Annotated in this window: 18 protein-coding genes; 5 read left to right on the top strand and 13 right to left on the bottom strand. The window is 59.4% G+C overall.

Annotated features, from left to right (window positions below; translation table 11 throughout):
* Positions 1–289: 289 nt before the first annotated feature.
* From DW821_RS05520 to DW821_RS10115, 5 genes are all read left to right on the top strand, one after another.
* On the top strand, positions 290–1,027 hold the full coding sequence (locus tag DW821_RS05520; RefSeq protein ID WP_118065978.1) for a DUF4428 domain-containing protein: 738 nt from the start codon (positions 290–292) through the stop codon (positions 1,025–1,027).
* A gap of 24 nt (positions 1,028–1,051) precedes the next feature.
* Positions 1,052–2,374, top strand: coding sequence for a hypothetical protein (locus DW821_RS05515; RefSeq protein WP_117839933.1), 1,323 nt, complete (start codon positions 1,052–1,054; stop codon positions 2,372–2,374).
* 48 nt (positions 2,375–2,422) lie between these two features.
* Positions 2,423–3,658: an SPFH domain-containing protein gene (locus tag DW821_RS05510; RefSeq protein ID WP_118065976.1), complete on the top strand. Its 1,236-nt coding sequence runs from the start codon at positions 2,423–2,425 to the stop codon at positions 3,656–3,658.
* A 79-nt stretch (positions 3,659–3,737) separates the two neighbouring features.
* Positions 3,738–4,481, top strand: a complete 744-nt coding sequence (locus DW821_RS05505) for a hypothetical protein (RefSeq protein ID WP_118065974.1) — start codon at positions 3,738–3,740, stop codon at positions 4,479–4,481.
* A complete protein-coding gene (locus DW821_RS10115; protein ID WP_158567547.1) occupies positions 4,429–4,578 on the top strand; it encodes a hypothetical protein in 150 nt (49 codons plus the stop codon). The genes DW821_RS05505 and DW821_RS10115 overlap by 53 nt, the downstream gene beginning before the upstream one ends.
* Before the next feature lie 191 nt (positions 4,579–4,769).
* Here the strand turns inward: DW821_RS10115 and DW821_RS05500 are convergent, their stop codons facing one another.
* The 13 genes from DW821_RS05500 to DW821_RS05440 all read right to left on the bottom strand — a co-directional run bounded on the left by DW821_RS05500 (position 4,770) and on the right by DW821_RS05440 (position 20,700).
* Entirely contained in the window at positions 4,770–5,393 is a 624-nt protein-coding gene (locus DW821_RS05500) for a response regulator transcription factor (protein ID WP_055252147.1), read from the bottom strand.
* Positions 5,390–6,883, bottom strand: a complete 1,494-nt coding sequence (locus DW821_RS05495) for a sensor histidine kinase (RefSeq protein ID WP_147487031.1) — start codon at positions 6,881–6,883, stop codon at positions 5,390–5,392. Before DW821_RS05495 ends, DW821_RS05500 begins: the two co-directional genes overlap by 4 nt.
* 2 nt (positions 6,884–6,885) lie before the next feature.
* On the bottom strand, positions 6,886–8,685 hold the full coding sequence (locus tag DW821_RS05490; RefSeq protein WP_158567546.1) for a histidine kinase N-terminal 7TM domain-containing protein: 1,800 nt from the start codon (positions 8,683–8,685) through the stop codon (positions 6,886–6,888).
* Positions 8,686–9,117: 432 nt separating this feature from the next.
* Positions 9,118–10,548 carry a 6-phospho-beta-glucosidase gene (locus DW821_RS05485; protein WP_118065968.1) on the bottom strand — a complete coding sequence of 477 codons (1,431 nt, stop codon included), beginning with the start codon at positions 10,546–10,548 and terminating at the stop codon, positions 9,118–9,120.
* Between the two features lie 343 nt (positions 10,549–10,891).
* On the bottom strand, positions 10,892–11,536 hold the full coding sequence (locus DW821_RS05480) for a DUF4867 family protein (RefSeq protein ID WP_117766237.1): 645 nt from the start codon (positions 11,534–11,536) through the stop codon (positions 10,892–10,894).
* Between the two features lie 123 nt (positions 11,537–11,659).
* Positions 11,660–12,640 carry an alpha/beta hydrolase gene (locus tag DW821_RS05475; RefSeq protein ID WP_117766239.1) on the bottom strand — a complete coding sequence of 327 codons (981 nt, stop codon included), beginning with the start codon at positions 12,638–12,640 and terminating at the stop codon, positions 11,660–11,662.
* A gap of 105 nt (positions 12,641–12,745) precedes the next feature.
* Positions 12,746–14,116, bottom strand: coding sequence for a PTS transporter subunit EIIC (locus tag DW821_RS05470; protein WP_158567030.1), 1,371 nt, complete (start codon positions 14,114–14,116; stop codon positions 12,746–12,748).
* Positions 14,117–14,184: 68 nt separating this feature from the next.
* Positions 14,185–15,024 carry a PRD domain-containing protein gene (locus DW821_RS05465; RefSeq protein WP_099432486.1) on the bottom strand — a complete coding sequence of 280 codons (840 nt, stop codon included), beginning with the start codon at positions 15,022–15,024 and terminating at the stop codon, positions 14,185–14,187.
* Between the two features lie 198 nt (positions 15,025–15,222).
* Entirely contained in the window at positions 15,223–15,711 is a 489-nt protein-coding gene (locus DW821_RS05460) for an S-ribosylhomocysteine lyase (RefSeq protein ID WP_089573539.1), read from the bottom strand.
* A 153-nt stretch (positions 15,712–15,864) separates the two neighbouring features.
* Positions 15,865–17,355, bottom strand: a complete 1,491-nt coding sequence (locus DW821_RS05455; RefSeq protein ID WP_118065966.1) for a glycerol kinase GlpK — start codon at positions 17,353–17,355, stop codon at positions 15,865–15,867.
* Positions 17,356–17,529: 174 nt separating this feature from the next.
* Complete coding sequence (locus DW821_RS05450; protein ID WP_118065964.1) at positions 17,530–18,468, bottom strand: transketolase family protein; 939 nt, start codon at positions 18,466–18,468, stop codon at positions 17,530–17,532.
* The gene (locus DW821_RS05445; protein ID WP_199408129.1) at positions 18,461–19,297 is read right to left on the bottom strand and encodes a transketolase; all 837 of its coding nucleotides are present in this window, start codon (positions 19,295–19,297) and stop codon (positions 18,461–18,463) included. Before DW821_RS05445 ends, DW821_RS05450 begins: the two co-directional genes overlap by 8 nt.
* A 2-nt stretch (positions 19,298–19,299) precedes the next feature.
* A complete protein-coding gene (locus tag DW821_RS05440; RefSeq protein ID WP_118065962.1) occupies positions 19,300–20,700 on the bottom strand; it encodes an L-fucose/L-arabinose isomerase family protein in 1,401 nt (466 codons plus the stop codon).
* Between the last annotated feature and the right edge of the window lie 152 nt (positions 20,701–20,852).

The following is a 20,852-nucleotide window of genomic DNA, read 5'->3' as shown; positions in this document are numbered from 1 at the left end:
AACGAGCGGGGATTTTTGGACACCCAAATGACGAGAGTGGATAATCTCCCACTTTGAGCCTGCACACAGGCCAAAAACGGGAGATTATCCACTCTCATTCTGCGGGTACTCATTGGGGACGTACTTAAATGAGTAGTTTCACTCATTTAAGTACGTCCCCAATGACTAGTCAAAAATGGGCCATGTGTCCCAGTTGTGGAGACTCGTTGAGCCGTCTGGGTATCGTGAAAGGCTGCGCACTCCCCCATCATCAAAAGTGACACACGCTACCAGTTGATGGGAGGCAGCCATGGGCTTCTTTGACAAGATGTTCGAGAAGAAAGAGTGCGCGATCTGCGGTACCGAGCTGGGACTTCTCGGCAAGACCAAGATCAACGAGGGCTACCTGTGCAAAGAGTGCGTCGGCAAGCTCTCCCCCTACTTCCACGGCTATCGCTCCAGCACCGCGGACGATATCCGCGAGCAACTCGCCTACCGCGAGGCCAACGCCGAGCGCCTGGCGTCGTTCAATCCCACGCGCACGCTTTCTGCCGGACGCACCAACATCATGCTCGACGAAGACGCGGGCCTGCTGATCATCACCTCGCAGAGCCGCTGGCGCGACGCCAATCCCGACATCATCGAGTTCTCGCAGGTACTCGGCTGCGATATGGATATCGACGAGCATCGCATCGAGATCTATCGCGAGACCAAGGACGGCGAGCGCGAGAGCTACAACCCGCCGCGCTACGACCTGGATTACGACTTTAATCTGACCATTCACGTCAACACGCCGTACTTTACCGAGATCAACCTGCGCGTAAACGACTTCACCATCGATCAGCGCGGCTCCATCGAGTACCGCGAGGCCAAGCGCCAGGCAACCGAGGTCCGCGACGCGCTGGTGCAGCTGCGCCAGGAGACGCGCGACAGCGTTGTTGCCGCCAAGGCCCCCAAGGCGGCGGTGACCTGCCCCTTCTGCGGTGCGACCACCATTCCCGATGCCAGCGGGCGCTGCGAATACTGCGGCGGCGCCATCGGCGCATAGCCTCCGGCACGGAAAGGACCGATCATGGCCTTCGAGAGCGTTAACTATCAGTGCCCTGCCTGCGGTGGTCCCCTGCATTTTGCCAGCGCCGAGCAAAAGCTTGTCTGCGACTACTGTGACTCACGCTTTGAAGTCGAAGAAGTCGAGGCCCTCTATCGCGAGCGCCAGGACAAGGCAGATGCCAAAGCCGATGCCGCAGCCGCAGCTCCCAAACCTGCTGCCGACGATGCCGTGCAGGAGCTCGCCCAAAACGCCGGCTACATCTGCTCGTCGTGCGGCGCCGAGCTCGTGTCCGACGGCACCGTCGCCGTCACCACCTGCCCGTACTGCGGCAACTCCGCCGTGGCGCCCGGCCAGCTCTCTGGCGACTTCTCGCCCGACCTGGTGATTCCGTTTAAGCTCGGGCGCGACGACGTCACGGCCGCACTCAAGGAACACTACAAGGGCAAGATCTTGCTGCCCAAGAGCTTTGTCACCGGCAACCACATCGACGAGGTCCAAGGTGTCTACGTGCCGTTTTGGCTCTACGGCGCCCGCGTGGACGGCGAAGTGTACTTTGACGCGACCAACGAGACCGTGACCGAGGAATCCGACCGCACCGTCACGACCACCGACCACTACGATGCCTATCGCAAGGGCAATATCTCGTTTAAGCGCGTGCCCGTCGACGGATCGTCCAAGATGCCCGACGGCCACATGGACGCCATCGAGCCGTTTGACTACGACGCGCTGCGTCCGTTCTCGGTCGCATATATGCCCGGCTACATCGCCAACCGTTACGACGAGGACTGCGAGACCTGCAAGGCGCGCGCCGAGCGCCGTATGGAAGAAAGCACGATCTCGGCCCTGCGCGAGACTGTCGTCGACGAATACGACGATGCCACGGTCGAAAGCAAGCAGCTCGACTACACCTGGGAAGACAGCGACTACGCCCTGTTCCCCGTCTGGATGCTCTCCACCTCGTGGAACGGCAAGAGCTACCTGTTTGCCATGAACGGCCAGACCGGCCGCTTGGTCGGCGAGCTCCCCTGCTCCAAGCCCAAGCTCGCTATTGCCTCGGTGCTGTTCTTTGTGATCGGATTTATCCTCTCCCAGATTCTCTTTATGGGTGAGAACGCCTTCGATCCGGATTACCTCGCCTTTGATATCGAGGGCATCCTCATCAACATCGTCGCGCCGCTGATCATCGTGATTATCGGAGACGTGCTACTGGTAGGCCAGCTCAAGACGGCCAACGAGGCCACCCACGCCGACGAGTACTGCGGCGAGCTCGACCTGACCGAGAAGCACGACACCTTCAACCACACCGAGACCACCGTTGTCATGAAAGACGACAAGGACGACTAAGCAATCCGACCAATACCACCCGGCCTTTGACGAGAAAGGAAGATCACCATGGGACTCTTGAAAGCTGGATTGGGAGCTGCCGGCGGCGTCATGGCCGACCAGTGGAAGGAATTTATCTACTGCGAATCGATGCCTGCTGACGTCTTGGCCTGCAAGGGCAGCAAACGCACCGGTGGCCGCAGCTCCAACACGCGCGGCGAGGACAACGTCATCTCCAACGGCTCGGTCATCGCCGTCAACGACGGCCAGGGCATGCTCGTGGTGCAAAACGGCAAGATCATCGAAGTCGCGCTGGAGCCTGGTGAGTTCGTCTTCGATACCGGCAGCGAGCCGAGCGTCTTTAGCGGCAACCTGGGCGATTCCATCAAGGAGACCTTCGCCAATATCGGCAGCCGCTTTACCTTTGGCGGCGACGCGGGCAAGGACCAGCGCGTCTACTTCATCAACACCAAGGAGATCATCGGCAACAAGTACGGCACCGCCTCGCCCGTGCCCTTCCGCGTGGTCGATAACAACATTGGTCTGGACGTCGACATCTCCGTGCGTTGCAACGGCGAGTATTCGTACCGCATCACCAACCCGCTGCTGTTCTACACCAACGTATGCGGCAACGTGACCGATAGCTACACGCGCGACAAGATCGACAGCCAGCTTAAGTCCGAGCTTCTCACCGCCCTGCAGCCCGCCTTCGCCAAGATCTCGGAGATGGGCATCCGCTACAGCGCCATCCCCGGCCACACCACCGAGCTCGCTCGTGCGCTCAACGAGGTCCTCTCTGCCGACTGGCGCGACCTGCGTGGTGTCGAGATCGTGAGCTTTGGCGTCAACTCCATCGCAGCCTCGCAAGAAGACGAGCAGATGATCAAGGACCTGCAGAAGGCCGCAGTCATGCGCGATCCCACCATGGCGGCAGCCAACATTGCCAGCGCCCAGAGCGACGCAATGCGCGCGGCAGCGGCCAACCCCAACGGCGCGATGGCAGGCTTTATGGGCATGGGCATGGCAGGTGGCATGGGCGGCATGAACGCTAGCCAGCTGTTCGCCGCCGGTCAGGCACAGCAGCAGGCTGCCCCGCAGCCGGCTCCGGCACCCGCCCCGGCTCCTGTCGCCGCACCTGCGGCCGGCACGTGGACCTGCAGCTGCGGCGCCACCAACACCGGCAAGTTCTGCTCCGAGTGTGGCAGTCCCGCACCCGCCCCGGCACCGGCCAAGTGGTTCTGCCCCAACTGCGGCAGCGAAAACGGCGGCAAGTTCTGCAGCAACTGCGGAACGCCCAGGCCCTAGCCCCTCTATCTGGTAATTGGCGGGGGTTCCGCACCCCCGCATTTGTTTCTATGGGTTTCGTTCGATAAAGGAGGACACCATGAAGACAACGTTCAAAAAGTCCGTACTCGCATTTCTGACATGCGTCCTGGCGCTCGCCTTTGCCCTGACGGGCTGCAGCGGCGGCAAAGACCCCAAGGCCAACTTTGTCGGCAGCTGGAAGCTCTCGGGTGGAACCACGGAGGGCGAAGAGCTGACCGATGAGTATATGGATATGTTCGAGGAATGGGGCATCAGCTGCATCTTGGTCCTGGACGAAGACGGCACGGGCAGCCTCGATTTGTTCTCCGAAGTTTCCGACCTAAAGTGGGAGGCCAAGGACGCTACCACCGCGAGTATCACCGTCGACAAGGAGACGACCGACGTGAAGCTCGAGGACGGCAAGCTTGTCCTTGAGGACGGCGAGGACAAGCTCATCTTTAGCAAGTCCGATAAGGATCTGTCCGGTACCGTGAAGAAGGATCACGAGGCCGCCGAGAAGGAAGAGGAAGTCGAGGAGGCCGTCGAAGACGGCGATGTCCAGAGCGTCGAAATCTCCCCCGCCGTCACTGTCGCCGATGACGACCTGTGCACCATCACCATCACCGAGAAGTTCCAGGACGACTGGGGCGACATCGGCTTTGTCGTCAACATCACCAACAAGAGCGACAAGGACCTGAACCTTCTACGCCCCCACCGGCAAGACAAACGTCAACGGCACCATGAAGGAAGCCTGGTTCTCGGCCCACCTGATGCCCGGCACCAACGCCACCGAAGAGTTCACCTTCTCGAAGGGCACGCTTGACAGCTTCGACAGCCTAGTCAACACGACCATCGGCATCGACGCCTACCTGACCGATTCCTACGAGGACGTCGCCTCCTACAGCGCAACCATCGCGTAGCGGCACGTAACATCAGCCGCGGATTGGCGGACACATCCGCGCACACCAGACGGGGCCGCAGGAGATGATCCTGCGGCCCCGTCGCTTTATGCCGACAGCACTGCCCATACAAGCAGGCCGCCCGCCGTTTTTAGATGCGAAACGGTGGGCGGCCTATCCTTGCGGTGCCGGAACACGGGTGAGCGCGTCGATTACGGGCGCTCCATGTTGGGAACGATGCTACCCTCGGTCACCGCATGCACGGCCAGGCGCATGATGTTGTCGTAGCCGGTCTTGCTCAGGATCTCCGAGATGCGGCGCTTGATGGTGCCCTCACTCATAAACAGCTCGGCCGCGATCTCGCGACGACTTTTGCCCTCGCAGGCAAGGCGCAAAATCGATAGCTCGACATCGTCGAGGGCTGCTGTACCCGAAAAAATGCTCTCGGGCGGCTTGGGAAACGTGCAGTAGCCAGCCAACGTGGAGCGCATCACGGCGAACAGCTCGTCGATACCGACGTTCTTGTACACAAAGCTATCGACGCCCGCCTCGCGGGCCTGATCGACAAAGGTGATCTCGGGCATGCCTGTCATGATAATGATGCGACACTCGGGCAGCTGCTCCTTGATGCGTGCCGCCGCCACGATGCCGTTTGAATCGTGTTCGGTGCACACGTCCATCAGTATCATGTCCGGGCGCTCCTTGAGCGCGACACCCAAGGCCTCGGAGGCATCGGCGATCGCGGCAACGACGGTCATATCGGGCTGGTCGCCAACGGAGCGCGCCAGGCTCTCGCGCAGGATGGCCTGATCTTCGACAATTAACACGCGGATCATGAGTTTCTCCTTTGGGACGTGTCGTTGGCGTTAAGCGGAATGGATACCGTAAGCGTAAAGGGCGGGGTGGCGTGGACCTCTAGGCTGCCACCCAGATCTTGCGCGACATGCCTCATACCTGGGATTCCCGTTCCCTCGCGATACGATACGGGGGCCGGGGACCCGTCGTTAGAAATCGTCATGTGCGCGACGGCGTCAGCATCCGTCCTCTCCTGCCACAAGCGCACATGGACCCGATGCGCCTGCGCATGCTTGGTGGCGTTGGTCGAGGCCTCGCGGATAATCTGCAAAAAGGCAGCGGCGACACGCGCGTCCTCAGGCAGCGCACCCTCAACATCGATCTGCACGCTCACCAGGCCAAAAGCATGGACGATATCGCCCAGTTGCTCTGCCGGTTCGGTGTCGCCCCCGCTGCGCAGATCGGCAGCGATTGAGCGCAGCAGCGGGTCGATCTGCTCGAGCGACTCGTCGTCCAAGCGCCCCTCCTCCAAATAGCGATGGAGGATGGACAGACGCTGCCCGATCACGTCGTGCACGCGGGCGCGCATACGCAGATAGGCCGCATTGCCAGCAACCTTTTTGACTTCTTCGATCTGGGCCTGGAGCTCTTGGCCCGCAAGCTCAAGCAGGTGGTTGGCCTGCGCCAGGCGGTCATGCGCATGCGCATACTCTGTCACATCCAGACCGATTATGCGCTCGAACGAACGGCCCGAGACCATAACGCCATCGCACACAAACAGGCGAATCTCGGCGGGAGAAACCTCGACCACCGCACGCGCCTCACCAAAGCGGTCCAGGTTGATCCGCACGCGGTTCTTACCGCCTTCGGGCATTTGCATGCTGAGCTTGCGCAGGTCGTTCCATGTACCGCTCATATCGCCTAGGTCGGTGGGCATATGAAGCTCCACCAGGTTTTTACGCATGCAGCGGTTCATGAGCAGTGGACGGCCCCTCGAGTCCAGATACAGGATGCCCACGGGAATCACGTTGATGGTTTCGATCGTCGAGAACGCGGTGATATCCTCCTGGCGGTTACGGACGTCCATCAAGAGCGCCGCGACGGAACGGAACAGGAAGAACGCTCCCTCTGCGATAAGGACAACGGCCCACACCGAGCCCATGGCAAAAACCACCGGCGGTGTCACGGCGCCAACAAGCAGCAGCTCGGCCAGCATGACAGGGCGACGATAGTGCACCATAAGGACCACGCCATAGGCAAAGATCGCGGCATTGAGCCACAGCACTCCGCCCATTGCCCTGGCGCAAACGTCAAGCGGCGCCACCAGATACGAGCCAGACGACGCGAATAAGATGAGCGCCGAAATCATCAGGTGAAGCACAAGGCTCGTCTCGTAGGCGCAAATCACCTTACGGTTATAGGACGAGCGGCGCGATGCGATGAGCGGGACGTGGATCATCTGCAGACACGCAGCCAGGGCAAAGATAACATCGAGCGCAACGATTTGGGGAAGGATGAACGAAATCTGCATCGTCACTCACCCGCCCTCGGCATCAAGACGATCATGCGCAGCTGGCCGGGCTCGCCCTCAAGGCGGTATGCCACGTTGCGCCCTTGCAGAGCGCTTTCGAGCTCTTGCGCAGCGGGCGTCTGCGAAAGATCTTCATCATCGTTGGAAAAAAGCGTGGCGCGCAGCTCGACACTGCACCGGTCAAGGTCGCCCAAGTGATACATAAGCGCCGGATGGTCGGTGGTGTAGGCAAAAAACGCAAAGTCATACACGCAGTCGTACAGGGCGCTTACCGTACTGGCGTGCATCGGGCGCCGTATGGCGATAATCGAGGCGCAATCGACATCGATGGTGCGCAGGTCACTTGCGAGCTCGTTGGCGATGAGCTGAATGCGGTCGCGGTCAAAACCGCTCTCCCCGTGCTGTGCCAACGTGAGCGACCCCTTGCGTTTGCAATAGGCGACGAGCATCTTGGCGCGCTGCAGCATGCGGTAACGCTCGTGCGAAGATGCCTCATCGGTCAACGGCGGCAGCGAGCTCAACAGGTCGTACATCCCTTCGAGCGCACGGGCAAGCGCTTGGTCCACGTCTTGGACCAGTAAGGTCTCGGCCTCTTGGTCTGCCAGATGCGTCTTAAGGTCGTAGTCGGCGGCGAGCAGCTCGTTTTGGCGCTGCAGCTCCATGCGACGATGCGCCAGCTCGCGATTGAGCTCGTTGAGCTCCGAGACGTCCTGGGCAAGCAGGGCCGATCCGCCCAGCAGTGGAAAGGCACGGTACATTACATCGGGATCGGACGCCACGGCAAAGGCATGGGCATGCCCGTGTTCCTGGGCCCGCAGCTCTTCGCACACGCCCGCCGGCATTGGCTTTGACACCGGTGTGGCATAGACTTCCTGCAGGTCGCGCGTTAGAACTTTGAGGTCGAGCGGCAAGGTATCGAAGATGCCAGCAATGTCGTGATATGACGGAATGACACCGCAATCGAGACAGATTTCCATCGCCACCACGCACAGGACGCAATAGACGAGCGAAAAGTTGAGCCTCCATGCCCAGGGCACGCGCAGAGCATACGAGATGGCAAAGAATGCGCCACCCAGCAGTACGAGCGCCGCCGTGCCCGAGAAACGCTGGATGCGAAAGGACGAGGACCGGCCCACCAGGATAAAAAAGGCAACGAAGTTAAAGGCTGTCCATACCAGAACGGTACCGTAGCCCCAACCATATGTGTAATCGTTGCTCCAGGTTCCACTCGATCGATCGAAATGGAAGACCTGCTGATGAACATCGTTAGTAAGCACAAAGCCGATAAGCAGGACAGCCATGACCCACAAAACGGTGCGGTACCGACGCCCCATACGATGCTGTTCCAAACCCGCGAGGCGCAGACCGCACAGCTGGTAGATCAGCGGAATGAGCGTCATGGGCACGTAGTACAGGTACCACAGCACGGTGGCATAGAACGGCGTGAACGACTTATATTTGAGGATGACCTCGATCATCCACAGGGCACAAATGGCGGCGATGGCAACAAGGCGGCGGCGCAAGACGTAGTCCAAGCAGCGTAGGTACGCCAACACACCCCAGATTGAAAATGCAATTGCGGCGACAAGCAGCGGGAGAGAGCTCGAGTGGACGAGCGCATCCACGACCTCTTCGGACACCTCGCTATAGGCGGGCACGGTGTTGGAAAGCTTGGGGTCGGAGGCAAACAGTGCCGGCAAGACTGCCAAAAGCATAAGGAACAGCGCGGTAATGGCGCCGGCGATAACAAAGACGCGGTGGCGATACACGCCATGCGATATTCCAACAAGGAATCGCGGCATGGCGAAGAGCCTGCCGCCCCTAAGATCCGCCACGGGCGCGGATCGGGCGGTCGCGTGGCCGATATGTCGCTCGCGGGTACCCATAGTGCTTTTAGTGTACCGACAGGCGGGCCCAAAAAGCGGGCCACATGTCCCAAAATCCGCCGACGGCGAGGGACGTCGCCAGCGACTAGTCGTTTAAGAACGTCCCCAATGACTAAGACAAAACGAGCGAGGATTTTTGGACGCCCAAATGGCGAGAGTGGATAATCTCCCACTTTGAGCCCACAAACAGGCTAAAAACGGGAGATTATCCACTCTCATTCTGCGGGTACTCATTTAAGTACGTCCCCAATGAGTGCTTTCACTTCTTTTAACAAAACGCCCGGCGGGCATTAACTGCTCGCCGGGCGTATTGGTTAGGAAACTCTGAAGTTGAGTGTCTCGGCTTCCTTAGGACAGATCCTCACCATTCGTTTCAATGACATGCTTGTACCAGTGAAAGCTCTTCTTTTTGGAACGCTTGAGGGTGCCGTTGCCGGCGTCGTCGCGGTCCACATAGATAAAGCCGTAGCGCTTGGACATCTCGCCCGTGCCGGCAGACACCAGGTCGATCGGGCCCCAGGTGGTGTAGCCCAGCAGGTCAACGCCGTCCTCGGTCACCGCATCGCGCATCGCGGCGATATGCTGGCGCAGGTAGTCGATACGGTAGTCGTCGTTGATGGAGCCATCCTCCTCGACAACGTCCTTGGCGCCCAGACCGTTCTCGACCACAAACAGCGGCTTCTGATAACGGTCGTACAGGTCGTTGAGGGTGATGCGGAAGCCCAGCGGATCGATGGCCCAGCCCCACTGGCTCTCCTGCAGGTAGGGGTTCTTGGCGCCGGCGAAGGCGTTGCCCTGGGTGCGCTCGACATCGGGGTTATCGGCACCGGCGGAGCAACGGGTGCTGTAATAGCTAAAGCTGATGAAGTCGACGGTGTTGGCGGCCAGGATCTCGCGGTCCTCATCCGTCATGCCCACATCGATGCCCAAACGCTCGAGCTTCTTGACGGCATAGGCCGGGTAGTAGCCGCGGCTCTGAACGTCGACGAAGAAATAGTTGCTCTGGTTGTCAATCTGCGCTTGGCGCACATCGCCCGGACGGCAGCTGTAGGGGTAGTAGCTACCTGCGGCAAGCATGCAACCGATCTTGACCTCAGGGTCGATCTCGTGAGCGATCTTGGTTGCCCAAGCGCTGGCGACGAGCTCGTTGTGGGCGGCCAGGTACTCGACGGCCTCCTTGTTCTCGCCCTCCTCAAAGACCAGACCGGCACCCATAAACGGCAGGTGCAAGATCATATTGATCTCGTTGAAGGTGAGCCAGTACTTCACCAGACCCTTGTAGCGGGTAAAGATCGTGGTCGCGAGGTTCTTGTAGAAGTCGATGAGCTTGCGGTTGCGCCAGCCGCCGTACTCCTTGATGAGGTTGATCGGGCAGTCGAAGTGCGTGATGGTCACGAGCGGCTCGATGCCGTGCGCCTGACACTCGCGGAACACATCCTCGTAGAAAGCCAGGCCGGCCTCGTTGGGCTCGGTCTCGTCACCGTTGGGGAAGATGCGGGTCCAAGCCAGGCTCATGCGGAAGGTCTTAAAGCCCATCTCGGCAAAGAGGGCGATGTCCTCCTTGTAGTGGTGATAGAAATCGATGCCGGTCTGCGCGGGGTAGTAATAGCCGTCCTCGAAGTCGAGCATCTTGCGCTGGCCGGAGACCACCGCATAGCGCTCGGGGCCGTGCGGTGCCACGTCCACGTTGGCCAGGCCGCGGCCATCCACGTCGTAAGCGCCCTCGCACTGGTTGGCAGCCGTCGCGCCGCCCCACAGGAAGTCTTTACGGAAAGCCATGCATCAATCCTTTCACACGCTGTTTGTCGTAGCTTCAGTATCCCCGCAAACAGCGCGCCGCTCAACGACAGCAACGCAGGTCGACACTTCTTTTCGCGCGCGGGCGTCCGGCAGCCGCCCCTGCCTGACACTTTCTGATACCGCCGCCCCAAACCACCACAAAGGGGACAGGCACCTTTGTGGTGGTTTGGGGCGGTTTGTCTTGATCTGTAACAGGTAGACCGCCAAAACCGGGCCTGGTGTTACAGATCGAGATCTTTCGGGCACCCTCTGCGGTTATCTCAATCTGTAACAGGTAGAGACGATTTAGCCCGCCAGGTGTTACAGATTAAAACAAAAGCCCCTAGTCCACGGTGATGTCGAGGTTCTTGCCGACGAGGCCCACGTAGCCGCCTTCGGCTGCCTTGGGGCTATCGGCGTGGCAGAGGACCCACTTGTCAGCCTTCCAGTAGCAGTAGCTGTCACCGGCGGCAGGCATGTCGGCTGCAGCCTCGGGGCGCGGGCCATTGGTGCCCGCCGGCAGCGCCACCATCACCTGGAAGCCGCCGTCGTCGACCATGCAGGGCGTGTAGTGGAGCGTGGTGTTGAAGACCTCAACGACCTTGCCCGCCGGTACGCGGAACGCCTTGACGCACGCGGTGTCGAGCTTGCCGTCCTCGATCTCCCAGCGATGCGCCACGAGCAGGATAAAGTCGCGGGCGCCCAGGTTAAACTCGCTGGCGCGGTGATACTCCAGGCAGTTGAGGCGTGTGTTGTGCCCGTTGCACCAGCCGAGCTGGAAGGAGCGGCCGCCGTACATGAGAAAGCCCAGCTTATCGGCATCCTTGACGCCCTCGAGCTCCGGCGCGCTTGCTACGTACTTGCTGCCCTCGGGGATGGGCGTAGCCGCGAGCGCCTCGATGAGCGGAGCGGTCAGGTTGGACGGAACGTCGTTCCACACGCAGCCATAAGATTTGAACTCGTGATCTGATACAGAGTAGATATGCATGTTCGCTCCTGTTCGTTTATGTGACAGTACGAACATTCTAGAACATCATTCATCCACGACCACGATCAATACCGAAAACATTGCATGACGAAATCACCCGCTTAAAAAGCGACATGCAGTTTCCTAGTCGAGATAATCTTTAAGAAACTCAATAACGCTCATACACCAGTAGTCGGTCTCCGGCGCATGGGGCTTCATCAATGCGTGCCCCCCTTCTGAATACATGACTCCCTCATGGTGTACTCCAGCTGCATCCAGAGCATCGACCATCTTTTCATAATTGTCGGGCGATACAATATCATCGTCAGCGCATTGCCAAAGATATGTCGGAGGATACTGCTCCCACACATGCTGATTAATACAGAAATCATCGAGCGAGTCGCGACCAGCCCCGCCGCACACCGAATCAAGAAATCTATTGTCTGATGCGTTCTCAAAGCCATGAAGATCAATCGGTGCATAACACAGGGCCAAGGCTTTTGGCGCCTCGCATCCGTAGGACGCAAATCCCTTGTTGTCCGTCCCCCACTCGGCAGTTAAATGCGCACCAGCAGAAAAGCCGATAACTGCATAACTTTTTGCGACATTAAATTTCGCTGAATTCTCCAGGACAAAACGGACGGCTCGATTTAAATCGTCGATTGGGCGCGGCATCAAAGGCTCGACCCTCACCCTGTATGACAGCACGAACACGTTATAGCCCGCATCGTTGAGCTCGGGGGCAACGGGAAAGCCTTCCACTTGATGACAAACGCTCTGATAACCTCCGCCCGAAACCGCAATGATAAAGGGAGCCCTAGGTCTCCCGGGAAAGAAGAACAGTTTCGTATTGCGCCGAGTCGGATCACGGATGCAGTCGGCTTCATCCCAAATATCGTAGGCAACCTGCCTCCCGTCATCCACGAGCTCGACAATTCGATTCAATCCACGCAAAACGCGAGCAGTTTCATATGGATTAGCATCAGAATTCATATGAGACACAATGGGTTTATTCCACATGCGCTCCCAAGTTGAAGGCCGGCAAAGCATAAGGTGCTCGCCAAAGCCAGCGAACTCAGGAAGGAGCGCGATTTCGCCAAACGTCATATCGGCAGTAATTGTCATAGCTAGTCACTCCAAAAATGAGGGTGGGCTCGCGTGAATCAACGGCAAGCCCACCACATGCAATCTGCCGCGGGGTTTTCGGCAGCTTACATCCCGAATAATTGTCTACTCCACTACCGCCTCTTCATCAGGGCGATACAGGATGTAAACGAGAACGAAGTTAAGAATTAAACCGACGACATTGCAAAGAATTGCGCCGATGAGGCTGCTCATATCACCAGAAGGATCCATATAACCGGGGAAGCTAAAAATGCCGCTCGACGTCATAACGAACGTACAGGTGTTGAAAATCGCCGGGATAACAGCACTGATTGCTCCGGCGACCATGGAAGCGATAATGATCTTCTTGTGCTCCAAGATGATGCCGTACAGCGCCGGTTCCGTAATCCCGAAAAAGCCCGTAATGGCACAGCTGAACCCAAGACTCTTTTCACTCGGGTCCTTCGAGCGGAGGGCAAACGCCAAACAAGCGCCGACAACACCCATGCTGCAGCAGAGAAGTCCAAGGATAGGATCGGAGCCGACGGTCATAATATTGTTGATGGAAAGCACGATCAGGGCCCAATGGAGTCCAAGGGGGATCATAACGAGACCGAATATCGGCCCGAGAATAACGCCGCAAAGGACGGGGCTGAACTGATAGACCGCCAGCACTGCAGCCGCAAGCAAAGAGCTCGCCTGCTGAATAACGGGGCCGATCACAAGGAGCGAGACGGGGGCGGCAACAGCAACCGTCAGGAACGGGACGAGCGCAAATGCCACAACATCGGGAAGAACCGCCCGCAGCCACTTATTAAGAACGGATGCGAACCAAGCCGCCACGATAGCAGGAAACACCGTGGAGGAATAGCTCACCATTGTGAACTTCATGCCGAGCAAATCCAGCGCATCGCCCGCTCCGGCCGCAGCAACGAAAGTCGGATAAACCAGGATTGCGCCGAGTACCGCACCGATATATCGATCGGTTCCAAAGAACTGAGCAGCAGATGATCCGACAAGAACGGGCAGGAAATACATGCAGGCATTTCCCATGCCGTACAGCAGAGTGTATATTCCGCTCTCGGCGGAAACAGCACCCGCCGTCGTCAGAATGCTAAGGATGGCGTTTATCATTCCGCATGCGATCAAGGCAGGAAGAACGGGCATCATGATGCCGCTGATGAACTTCATTAGCTTTCCCAGAAAGCCCTTAGTCTCTCCTTCGCTTGCCTCGGAATCTCCGGCGTCAATCCCGGTTTCCTTGGCAACGATTTCATAGACCTTATCGACCTTAGGTCCCACAATCACCTGATATTGCCCCGCGGAATGGCGAATGTCGATCACGCCATCAATCGCCTTGACTTTTGCATCGTCTACGATGCTTTCGTCCTTAAGGTTGAACCTTAAACGAGTCATGCAGTGAGCTACAAATGTAACGTTGTCTGCGCCGCCCACCATCTCGAGAATCTCGGCAGCGAGCTTGGTTGTATCTGCCATAAATACCATTTCTCCCATGTTGAGTTTTATATGTAACCATCAGCAAAGCGCGCGCCTTTGCCAACTAATTACCTTGTTTTCGATGCAATTCGATTGATGTGCATCATGAGGTAGAGTCTTTCTTCGTCTATAAGTTCCCGCCCCGTCAGTCGGCTGAGAACAGAAGCAATATCATCGGCGCACATTGATGCCACCGGATATTCTTTTTTGAGCGAGAGGTACATCTTGCGGTTGTCGCTCACGATGCTTTCGCCAGAGTTCAACCTATTGAATAAGTACTGAAGATGGGTTGCGAACCTTGCGTAATCGAAACCTTCCCGATCAACTTGAATGCCAAGCCGATTTTCAACAGCAACGGTTGACTCCTCCAGAACACGATCGTAGATATCCGCGCTAAACTCTTTAACTACTTCGCATGAGTCCGAATCGGCCATGTTATTGATAAACGCCATGGCAATTCCAACTGCCTCATGAGCTGGAAGCCTAACGTTAAGACGTTTCCTGATTATCCTAAGTGCATACTCGCCGATTTTAAATTCGACGGGATATTGTTGGCGGACATCAAACGATAAAGGCATGCGGACAACGATATTTTGCTCTTTGCGCTTAACCGCATACGCGATATGGTCCGCAAGGATAAACGGCAAATTAGGGCTCACCTCATAAGGCAGCAAACCTGTCGACATATCAATAACATCCGAGGTAAGCTCAAGAAGCTCGTCGGGGACCTCGTCAACGAGAGCGATGTAGCGAGAGCTAACGTTATAAAACGTTCGTTGAATCTCCGAAAGAGGGACCTCGTCTCCGACATTCTTAAACCCCAGACCACGGCCGAATGCAACCAACTGTCTGCCATTTCCATCGACGCAGAGGACAGCGCTGGTATTAATTCGTTTAACAATTTCCATGTGCCCCCCTAAACAGAACAAGGCTCCCGAAGCAGAATCCGACAATCAATGTCAACAGATGCTGCTTCAGGAGCCTTGCCTGAATATCACTCTAAGAACTAGTTTAAGCGAGCTAGTGCTAATGACCTCGAATAAACACTTCTAAACAGTTAAACGGTCGATATCTCCGTGTGAACGGTTTGGAGGCAGAGGGCGGCCCTATGCCTGCTGATAGTGCAGGTGCTTCTCGTCGATATCGGCCAGATCGCGGTCGAGATAACGGCGCGCAAGCCAGTTTGCCATGGGGAGGTTCTGGTCCAGGTAGTTACCGCACTCCTCGGGAGCGGCACCGGGAACATCGCCCTCAAAGCCCGCGACAAACGCGAACAGCTCACGCACGAGCGGCAAGATCTCCTCGCTCGTCACCTCGCCAAATACGACGAGGTAAAAGCCCGTGCGGCAGCCCATGGGGCCAAAGTAGACAATGCGGCTCGACCACTCGGCATGATTGCGAAGGAACGTCGCACCCAGATGCTCGATGGTGTGGCACTCGGCCGTGTTCATGACCGGCTCCTTGTTGGGCGTGGTCAGGCGCAGGTCAAACGTGGTGACGGCGGCACCGGTCGCCGGATCGCGGTCGATGCGGCTCACGTACACGCCGGGCTCAAGCAGCAGATGGTCAACGGAAAAACTCGCGATGCGCTCCATGGCAGATCCTCTCGGTAGTCAATTTAGGACGGGACTCTTTTAGCTGGTTGGAATGGTCGCACCAATCATACCAGTCAAAAAAGCCCCGTCCCAAATGAGCTACCCGGGACGGGGCCCGAATGATTTTTTAATCCCCGTCCCAGAAAAATCATTCTAGGCAGTGTACGAGATGGTGGCGGCTACGGCGTGGCGCCAGCCGGTGATCTTTTTGGCGCGCTCGTCGGCGGTCATGGCAGGCTCCACGATGCCGCGGGCCCCATAGACGTCGACGACATCGCGCGTATACATGCCCAGCGCAATGCCGCAGGCCCAGGCCGCACCCAGGCCGCTCATCTCGTCGTTGCTCGCGATGCGGATAGGCGAGCCAACCAAGTCGCTCTCAAACTGCATCAGGTACGCATCGCGCGTGGGACCGCCGTCAACGCGAAGCTCGGCAAGTGCCGCGCCCGAATCCTCGACCATTGCGTCAATTACGTCAAAGATTTGATAGGCAATCGATTCGTCTGCAGCTTTTACGAACTCCGCGCGACCCGTGGTGCGCGTCATGCCAAAGACGCAGCCCTCGGCGTCACTCGCCCAGTGCGGCGCGCCCAAACCGGTAAACGCCGGCACAAAGTAGACGCGGCTCGCCGGATTGGCGGCGTAGCACAGGTCGGTAACTTCCTCGGGGTTATTGATGAGCTCCAGATCGTCGCGCAGCCACGTCTTGACGGCGCCGGCATAGCTCACGTTGCCCTCGAGCACGTACTCGGTCACGCCGTCCATGCGCCATGCGAGCGAGCTCGAAAGCCCGTGCGAGCTGGCAACGAACTCGTTGCCGACGTTCATCATGACCGAGCTGCCGGTGCCATAGGTCGCCTTGGCCATGCCGCGACTATGGCAGCCTTGGGCAAACAAGGCCGCGTGGCTGTCGCCGAGCACGCCGTGAATGGGCACGGGCGCCGGCAAAAAGCCGCCCAGATCCGTCGTGCCGAACAGGCCGTCGGAATCGGTCACCTGCGGCAGGCAGGCCACGTCGACGCCAAAGGCCTCGCACACCGGCTCGCTCCAGCAGCCACGGCGCAGGTCAAAGAGCTGCGTGCGGCTGGCGTTAGACCAGTCGCAGCGGAACTCCGCACCGCCCGTGAGCGTCCAGACCACCCAGGCATCGATGGTACCCAGGCACAGCTCGCCCGCCGCGGCAGCCTCGGCAGCAGCGGGAACGTTCGCGAGGATCCAGGCCATCTTGCCCGCCGGGTAGTAGGGCGAGAGCACCAGACCCGTCGTGTCACGCACCAGCTCGGCCACACCCTCGCGCGCGGCCAGCTTGTCGCACAGCTCGCGGGCGCGGGCGCACTGCCACACCACGGCATCGCACAGCGGCTCGTCCGTCGTGCGGTTCCAGGCAACGGTGGTCTCGCGCTGGTTGGAGATGCCGATGCCGGCGATGTCGGCCGGATCGACCCCGGTCTCCTCCACCACAGCGCGCGCCACGGCCAGCACATTGGCGGCAATCTCGGCCGGATCATGGCTCACCCAGCCGGCCTCGTTGACAATCTGGCGATGCGAGCGGTCGGCACGATGAATCAAATGGCCGCCCTCGTCCACCAGCAGCGCCTTGGTGCCCTGCGTGGACTGATCGATCCCGATGATGTATTTACTCATGTACTCTCCTGTCTCCCCCGCCGATTCAAAAACTAAAACCCGACGGACAAGGAGCGAGCGGCCACCAAGTGCCGCAGATTGCCGTGAAAGAGGAGCGCCGCGTACTTTGCGTACGCAAGCGACGGTTTGAACGGCAAGGTGCGGTGCTTGGCGGCCGCGCAGCGTCTGTGTCTACTAGTTGCCGAGGAACTCGGCGACGGTCTTGGCAATGCCTTCGCCGGTGAGGCCGTAGTGCGCAAAGACCTCGGGGCTCGTGCCGGTGATGACCGGCGCGTCGGGCAGGCTCAGGCACTTGACCGGACGCGGGCAATGCTCGCCCACCACCTGCGCGACCATAGAGCCCAGGCCGCCGAAGGGGCTGTGCTCCTCGACCGTCACGACGGCGCGCGTGGCACCGGCAGCCTCGATCACGGCCTCGGCGTCGAGCGGCTTGACGCAGTACATGTCGAGCACCGTTGCCGAAATGCCCTGCTCGGCCAGCAGGTCGGCGGCATCCACGGCGTGGCGGACCATCTCACCGGTGGCGACGAGCGTCACATCGTTGCCGCGGCGAACCCAGGTGGCACGGTCCATCTGGAACGGACACTCGTCCTCGGTATACACGTCCTCGACCGGGTTGCGCCCCACGCGGATGTAGGCCGGCTTGTTATCGTTGACCAGGGCGCGCACGAGTTCGGCGGTCTGGAAGCGGTCGCTCGGCAGATACACGCGCATGTTGGGAATCGCGCTCATGGCGGCGATATCCTGCGCAGAGTGGTGGCTCATACCTAAGGCGCCGTAGGACACGCCGCCCGAGATGCCGATGAGCTTAACATTGGTGTTGGAGTACGAGACGTCGACCTTGCACTGCTCATACGAGCGCGTGGTCACAAAGGACGCCGGCGAGGCGGCCCAGGCCTTCTTGCCGCACGAAGCCATGCCGGCGGCGATGCTCACCAGGTCCTGCTCGGCAATGCCGACCTCGACGGACTGCTGGGGATACCGATCGAAGAACGGCGTGAGCGACGCGGAGCCGCGGGAGTCGGAGCACAGGACGACGATGTCCTTATCGGTCTTCGCGGCCTCGAGCAGCGTGTCGCAGATAACCTTGCGATTGGCGATCTTGTTAGCCATTGATGGCCTCCTTATGGGCAGCGAAATCGGCGATGATCTGGGCATATTCCTCATCGTTGGGCAGGTGATGATGCCAGGAGGCCTTGTCCTCCATAACGGGCGAGCCATAGCCCTTCACCGTGTTGAGGATGATGACCGTGGGCTTACCCTTGGTCTCGGCGGCCAGCGTCAGCGCGGCGTCGATGGCCTGGACGTCGTTGCCCGGAATGGAGAGCACGTTCCAGCCGAAGGCGGCCCAGCGCTCCTCCTGCGAGTCCTGCTTCATGACGTCCTCGGTGCTGCCGCTGATCTGCAGGCGGTTGCGGTCCACGAGCGCGCACAGATTATCGAGCTGGTAGTTGCCGCCGCTCATGGCGCCCTCCCAGACCGAGCCCTCGGCAAGCTCGCCGTCACCCATGATGGTGTAGACGCGGTAGTCGCGGCCGTCCATCTTGCCGGCAAGCGCCATGCCCACGGCCACGGGCAGGCCATGGCCCAGCGAACCGGAGTTCATCTCGATGCCCTTGAGCTTGTTGTTGGGGTGACCGATGTAGGGGCTGCCGAACTTGGAGAAGCGGGCCTTGACGTCGTCGAGGTCCAGATAGCCCTCGTGGCAGAGCACCGCGTAGTAGGCCTCCATGGCGTGGCCCTTAGAGAGCACGAAGCGGTCGCGACCGGGATCGTCGACGGTCTCGGGCGAAATGTTGAGGTGGTTGGCGTAGAGGGTCATGAGGGCGTCGATCACCGACATGTCGCCGCCGATGTGGCCGCCGGCGCCAGCCATGATGATATCGACGCAATCGCGGCGAAGGTCCCAACGCAGGGACTCAAGCTCTTCGATAGTTGCCATTTCTACTCTCCTCGCAGGTAGGCTTTGACGTCTTCTTCAATCGGGTCGTACAGGTCGGGGGCAATGCCGATGTACTTGCACGCCTCGTAGAGCACCGGCACCACGTTGGCGTGAATGGCGACGCAGTGGTGGATGTAGGGGCCCTCGACGATCTTGGCCTCGAGGCGCTTGAGATTGTCGACCTCGACCCACAGGTAGGTGCCCATGCCGGCCGGGCCGTCGATGCCGCGGGCGTTGCCCAGCAGCAGCGAGTACTCGCCGTTGTCGCCGTCAAAGCGGGCAAGGGTGAGGTCGCCGTGCTTGGCCTCGGCCGTCAGCGCGCCGGGGTGATCGAAGGCCAGCGGGTAGGTGAGCTTAGGCTTGACGGCCGCACAGCTGCAGGGCCAGGGGCCGCAGTGCTGCAGCAGCTCGCCGTTCTCGTTATCGGGATGGCGCACGGTCCAGTCGGCGAACATGCCGCGGTGACGGCCCAGGTCGGCCGCCTCGACCATCAGCGCGGTGATGGCGCCGTGGATATCGGTCTCGCACACGACGGGGATACCCATCTCGTTGAGGATGGCGTTGGCGGCGCAGGGCATAATGCCCAGCTCGTCCTGCAGGGCGTTCCAACACTGGATGGCGCCGGCGTTGCAACCGTACTTCTCGACCAGGCGCTTCATGGCGATGGCGAGCCCTGCGACCGCGGGGACCTTGTCCTCGGGGATGCAGATCTCAAAGCTGTCGGTGATGTGGGCGAGCATGGCGTTCATGGCCTGCTCGTCGGCCTGGGCATCGCGCACGGCCTGGACAAGCTCGGTCATGGGGATGGGCGAAAGCTGGATATTGAACTTTTCGAGCAGCTCACCCTCGTTGCACATCGTGGACCAGAAGTCGAACGGACGGGTGGCCATCTGCAGAATGCGGGTGTGCTTGAAGGTCTTGACCACGTTGCACACAGCCAAGAAGTCCCAGACGCCGCGCTCGAACTCGGGGTCGGTCAGGCGGCAGTTGGTCATATAGGTGAAGGGAACCCGGAAGCGGCGCAGGACCTTGCCGGTGGCGAACAGGCCGCACTGGCTATCGCGCAGACGGGTGCCATCGGGCTCGGGGCGCTCGTCGCGCGGGCCCCACAGCAGCACGGGCAGGCCGAGCTCGCGGGCAAGGCGGGCGCAGACATACTCGGTGCCAAAGTTGGCGTGGCACAGCATGATGCCGTCGACGCCCTCGGCGCGGAACTTCTTGACGATAGGCTCGATATGGCTGTCATCGAACAGCAGGCCCTCGTCGTTGATGTCGTCGATATCCACGATGTCGACGCCGATCTCGCGCAGGCGATCAGCCGTCAGGCCGCGATACTTGATCGCGTCCGGCGCGCTAAAGATGCTGCGGCGCGTGGGCACAAAACCGAGCTTGATCTTATCCATGTACGTCCTCCCCTAGTCACATGTTCAGTAAACAGACGCGTGTTTCGTTTTGTTCTGTTTACTAAATGTTTTACTCTTCTGTTTAGAAGTTTAACGCGAAATACCAGTAGACGGTAGAGAAATCAGCCTAAACGGTATGTAAACAATCTGAA

This window comes from Collinsella sp. AM33-4BH (assembly GCF_003469205.1).
GTDB lineage: Bacteria > Actinomycetota > Coriobacteriia > Coriobacteriales > Coriobacteriaceae > Collinsella.
This window is presented reverse-complemented; position numbering and strand designations above follow the sequence as displayed.

Excerpts from the sequence above, each read along its gene's own strand:
- DW821_RS05485 (WP_118065968.1), bottom strand. The coding sequence starts at position 10,548 with ATGGCTTTCCGTAAAGACTTCCTGTGGGGCGGCGCGACGGCTGCCAAC.
- DW821_RS05465 (WP_099432486.1), bottom strand. The coding sequence starts at position 15,024 with ATGGAAATTGTTAAACGAATTAATACCAGCGCTGTCCTCTGCGTCGAT.
- DW821_RS05440 (WP_118065962.1), bottom strand. The coding sequence starts at position 20,700 with ATGGATAAGATCAAGCTCGGTTTTGTGCCCACGCGCCGCAGCATCTTT.
- DW821_RS05480 (WP_117766237.1), bottom strand. The coding sequence starts at position 11,536 with ATGCATATCTACTCTGTATCAGATCACGAGTTCAAATCTTATGGCTGC.
- DW821_RS05475 (WP_117766239.1), bottom strand. The coding sequence starts at position 12,640 with ATGACAATTACTGCCGATATGACGTTTGGCGAAATCGCGCTCCTTCCT.
- DW821_RS05445 (WP_199408129.1), bottom strand. The coding sequence starts at position 19,297 with ATGGCAACTATCGAAGAGCTTGAGTCCCTGCGTTGGGACCTTCGCCGC.
- DW821_RS05470 (WP_158567030.1), bottom strand. The coding sequence starts at position 14,116 with ATGGCAGATACAACCAAGCTCGCTGCCGAGATTCTCGAGATGGTGGGC.
- DW821_RS05460 (WP_089573539.1), bottom strand. The coding sequence starts at position 15,711 with ATGGAGCGCATCGCGAGTTTTTCCGTTGACCATCTGCTGCTTGAGCCC.
- DW821_RS05490 (WP_158567546.1), bottom strand. The coding sequence starts at position 8,685 with ATGCCGCGATTCCTTGTTGGAATATCGCATGGCGTGTATCGCCACCGC.
- DW821_RS05450 (WP_118065964.1), bottom strand. The coding sequence starts at position 18,468 with ATGGCTAACAAGATCGCCAATCGCAAGGTTATCTGCGACACGCTGCTC.
- DW821_RS05510 (WP_118065976.1), top strand. The coding sequence starts at position 2,423 with ATGGGACTCTTGAAAGCTGGATTGGGAGCTGCCGGCGGCGTCATGGCC.
- DW821_RS10115 (WP_158567547.1), top strand. The coding sequence starts at position 4,429 with ATGCCCGGCACCAACGCCACCGAAGAGTTCACCTTCTCGAAGGGCACG.
- DW821_RS05455 (WP_118065966.1), bottom strand. The coding sequence starts at position 17,355 with ATGAGTAAATACATCATCGGGATCGATCAGTCCACGCAGGGCACCAAG.
- DW821_RS05500 (WP_055252147.1), bottom strand. The coding sequence starts at position 5,393 with ATGATCCGCGTGTTAATTGTCGAAGATCAGGCCATCCTGCGCGAGAGC.
- DW821_RS05520 (WP_118065978.1), top strand. The coding sequence starts at position 290 with ATGGGCTTCTTTGACAAGATGTTCGAGAAGAAAGAGTGCGCGATCTGC.
- DW821_RS05495 (WP_147487031.1), bottom strand. The coding sequence starts at position 6,883 with ATGCAGATTTCGTTCATCCTTCCCCAAATCGTTGCGCTCGATGTTATC.
- DW821_RS05505 (WP_118065974.1), top strand. The coding sequence starts at position 3,738 with ATGAAGACAACGTTCAAAAAGTCCGTACTCGCATTTCTGACATGCGTC.
- DW821_RS05515 (WP_117839933.1), top strand. The coding sequence starts at position 1,052 with ATGGCCTTCGAGAGCGTTAACTATCAGTGCCCTGCCTGCGGTGGTCCC.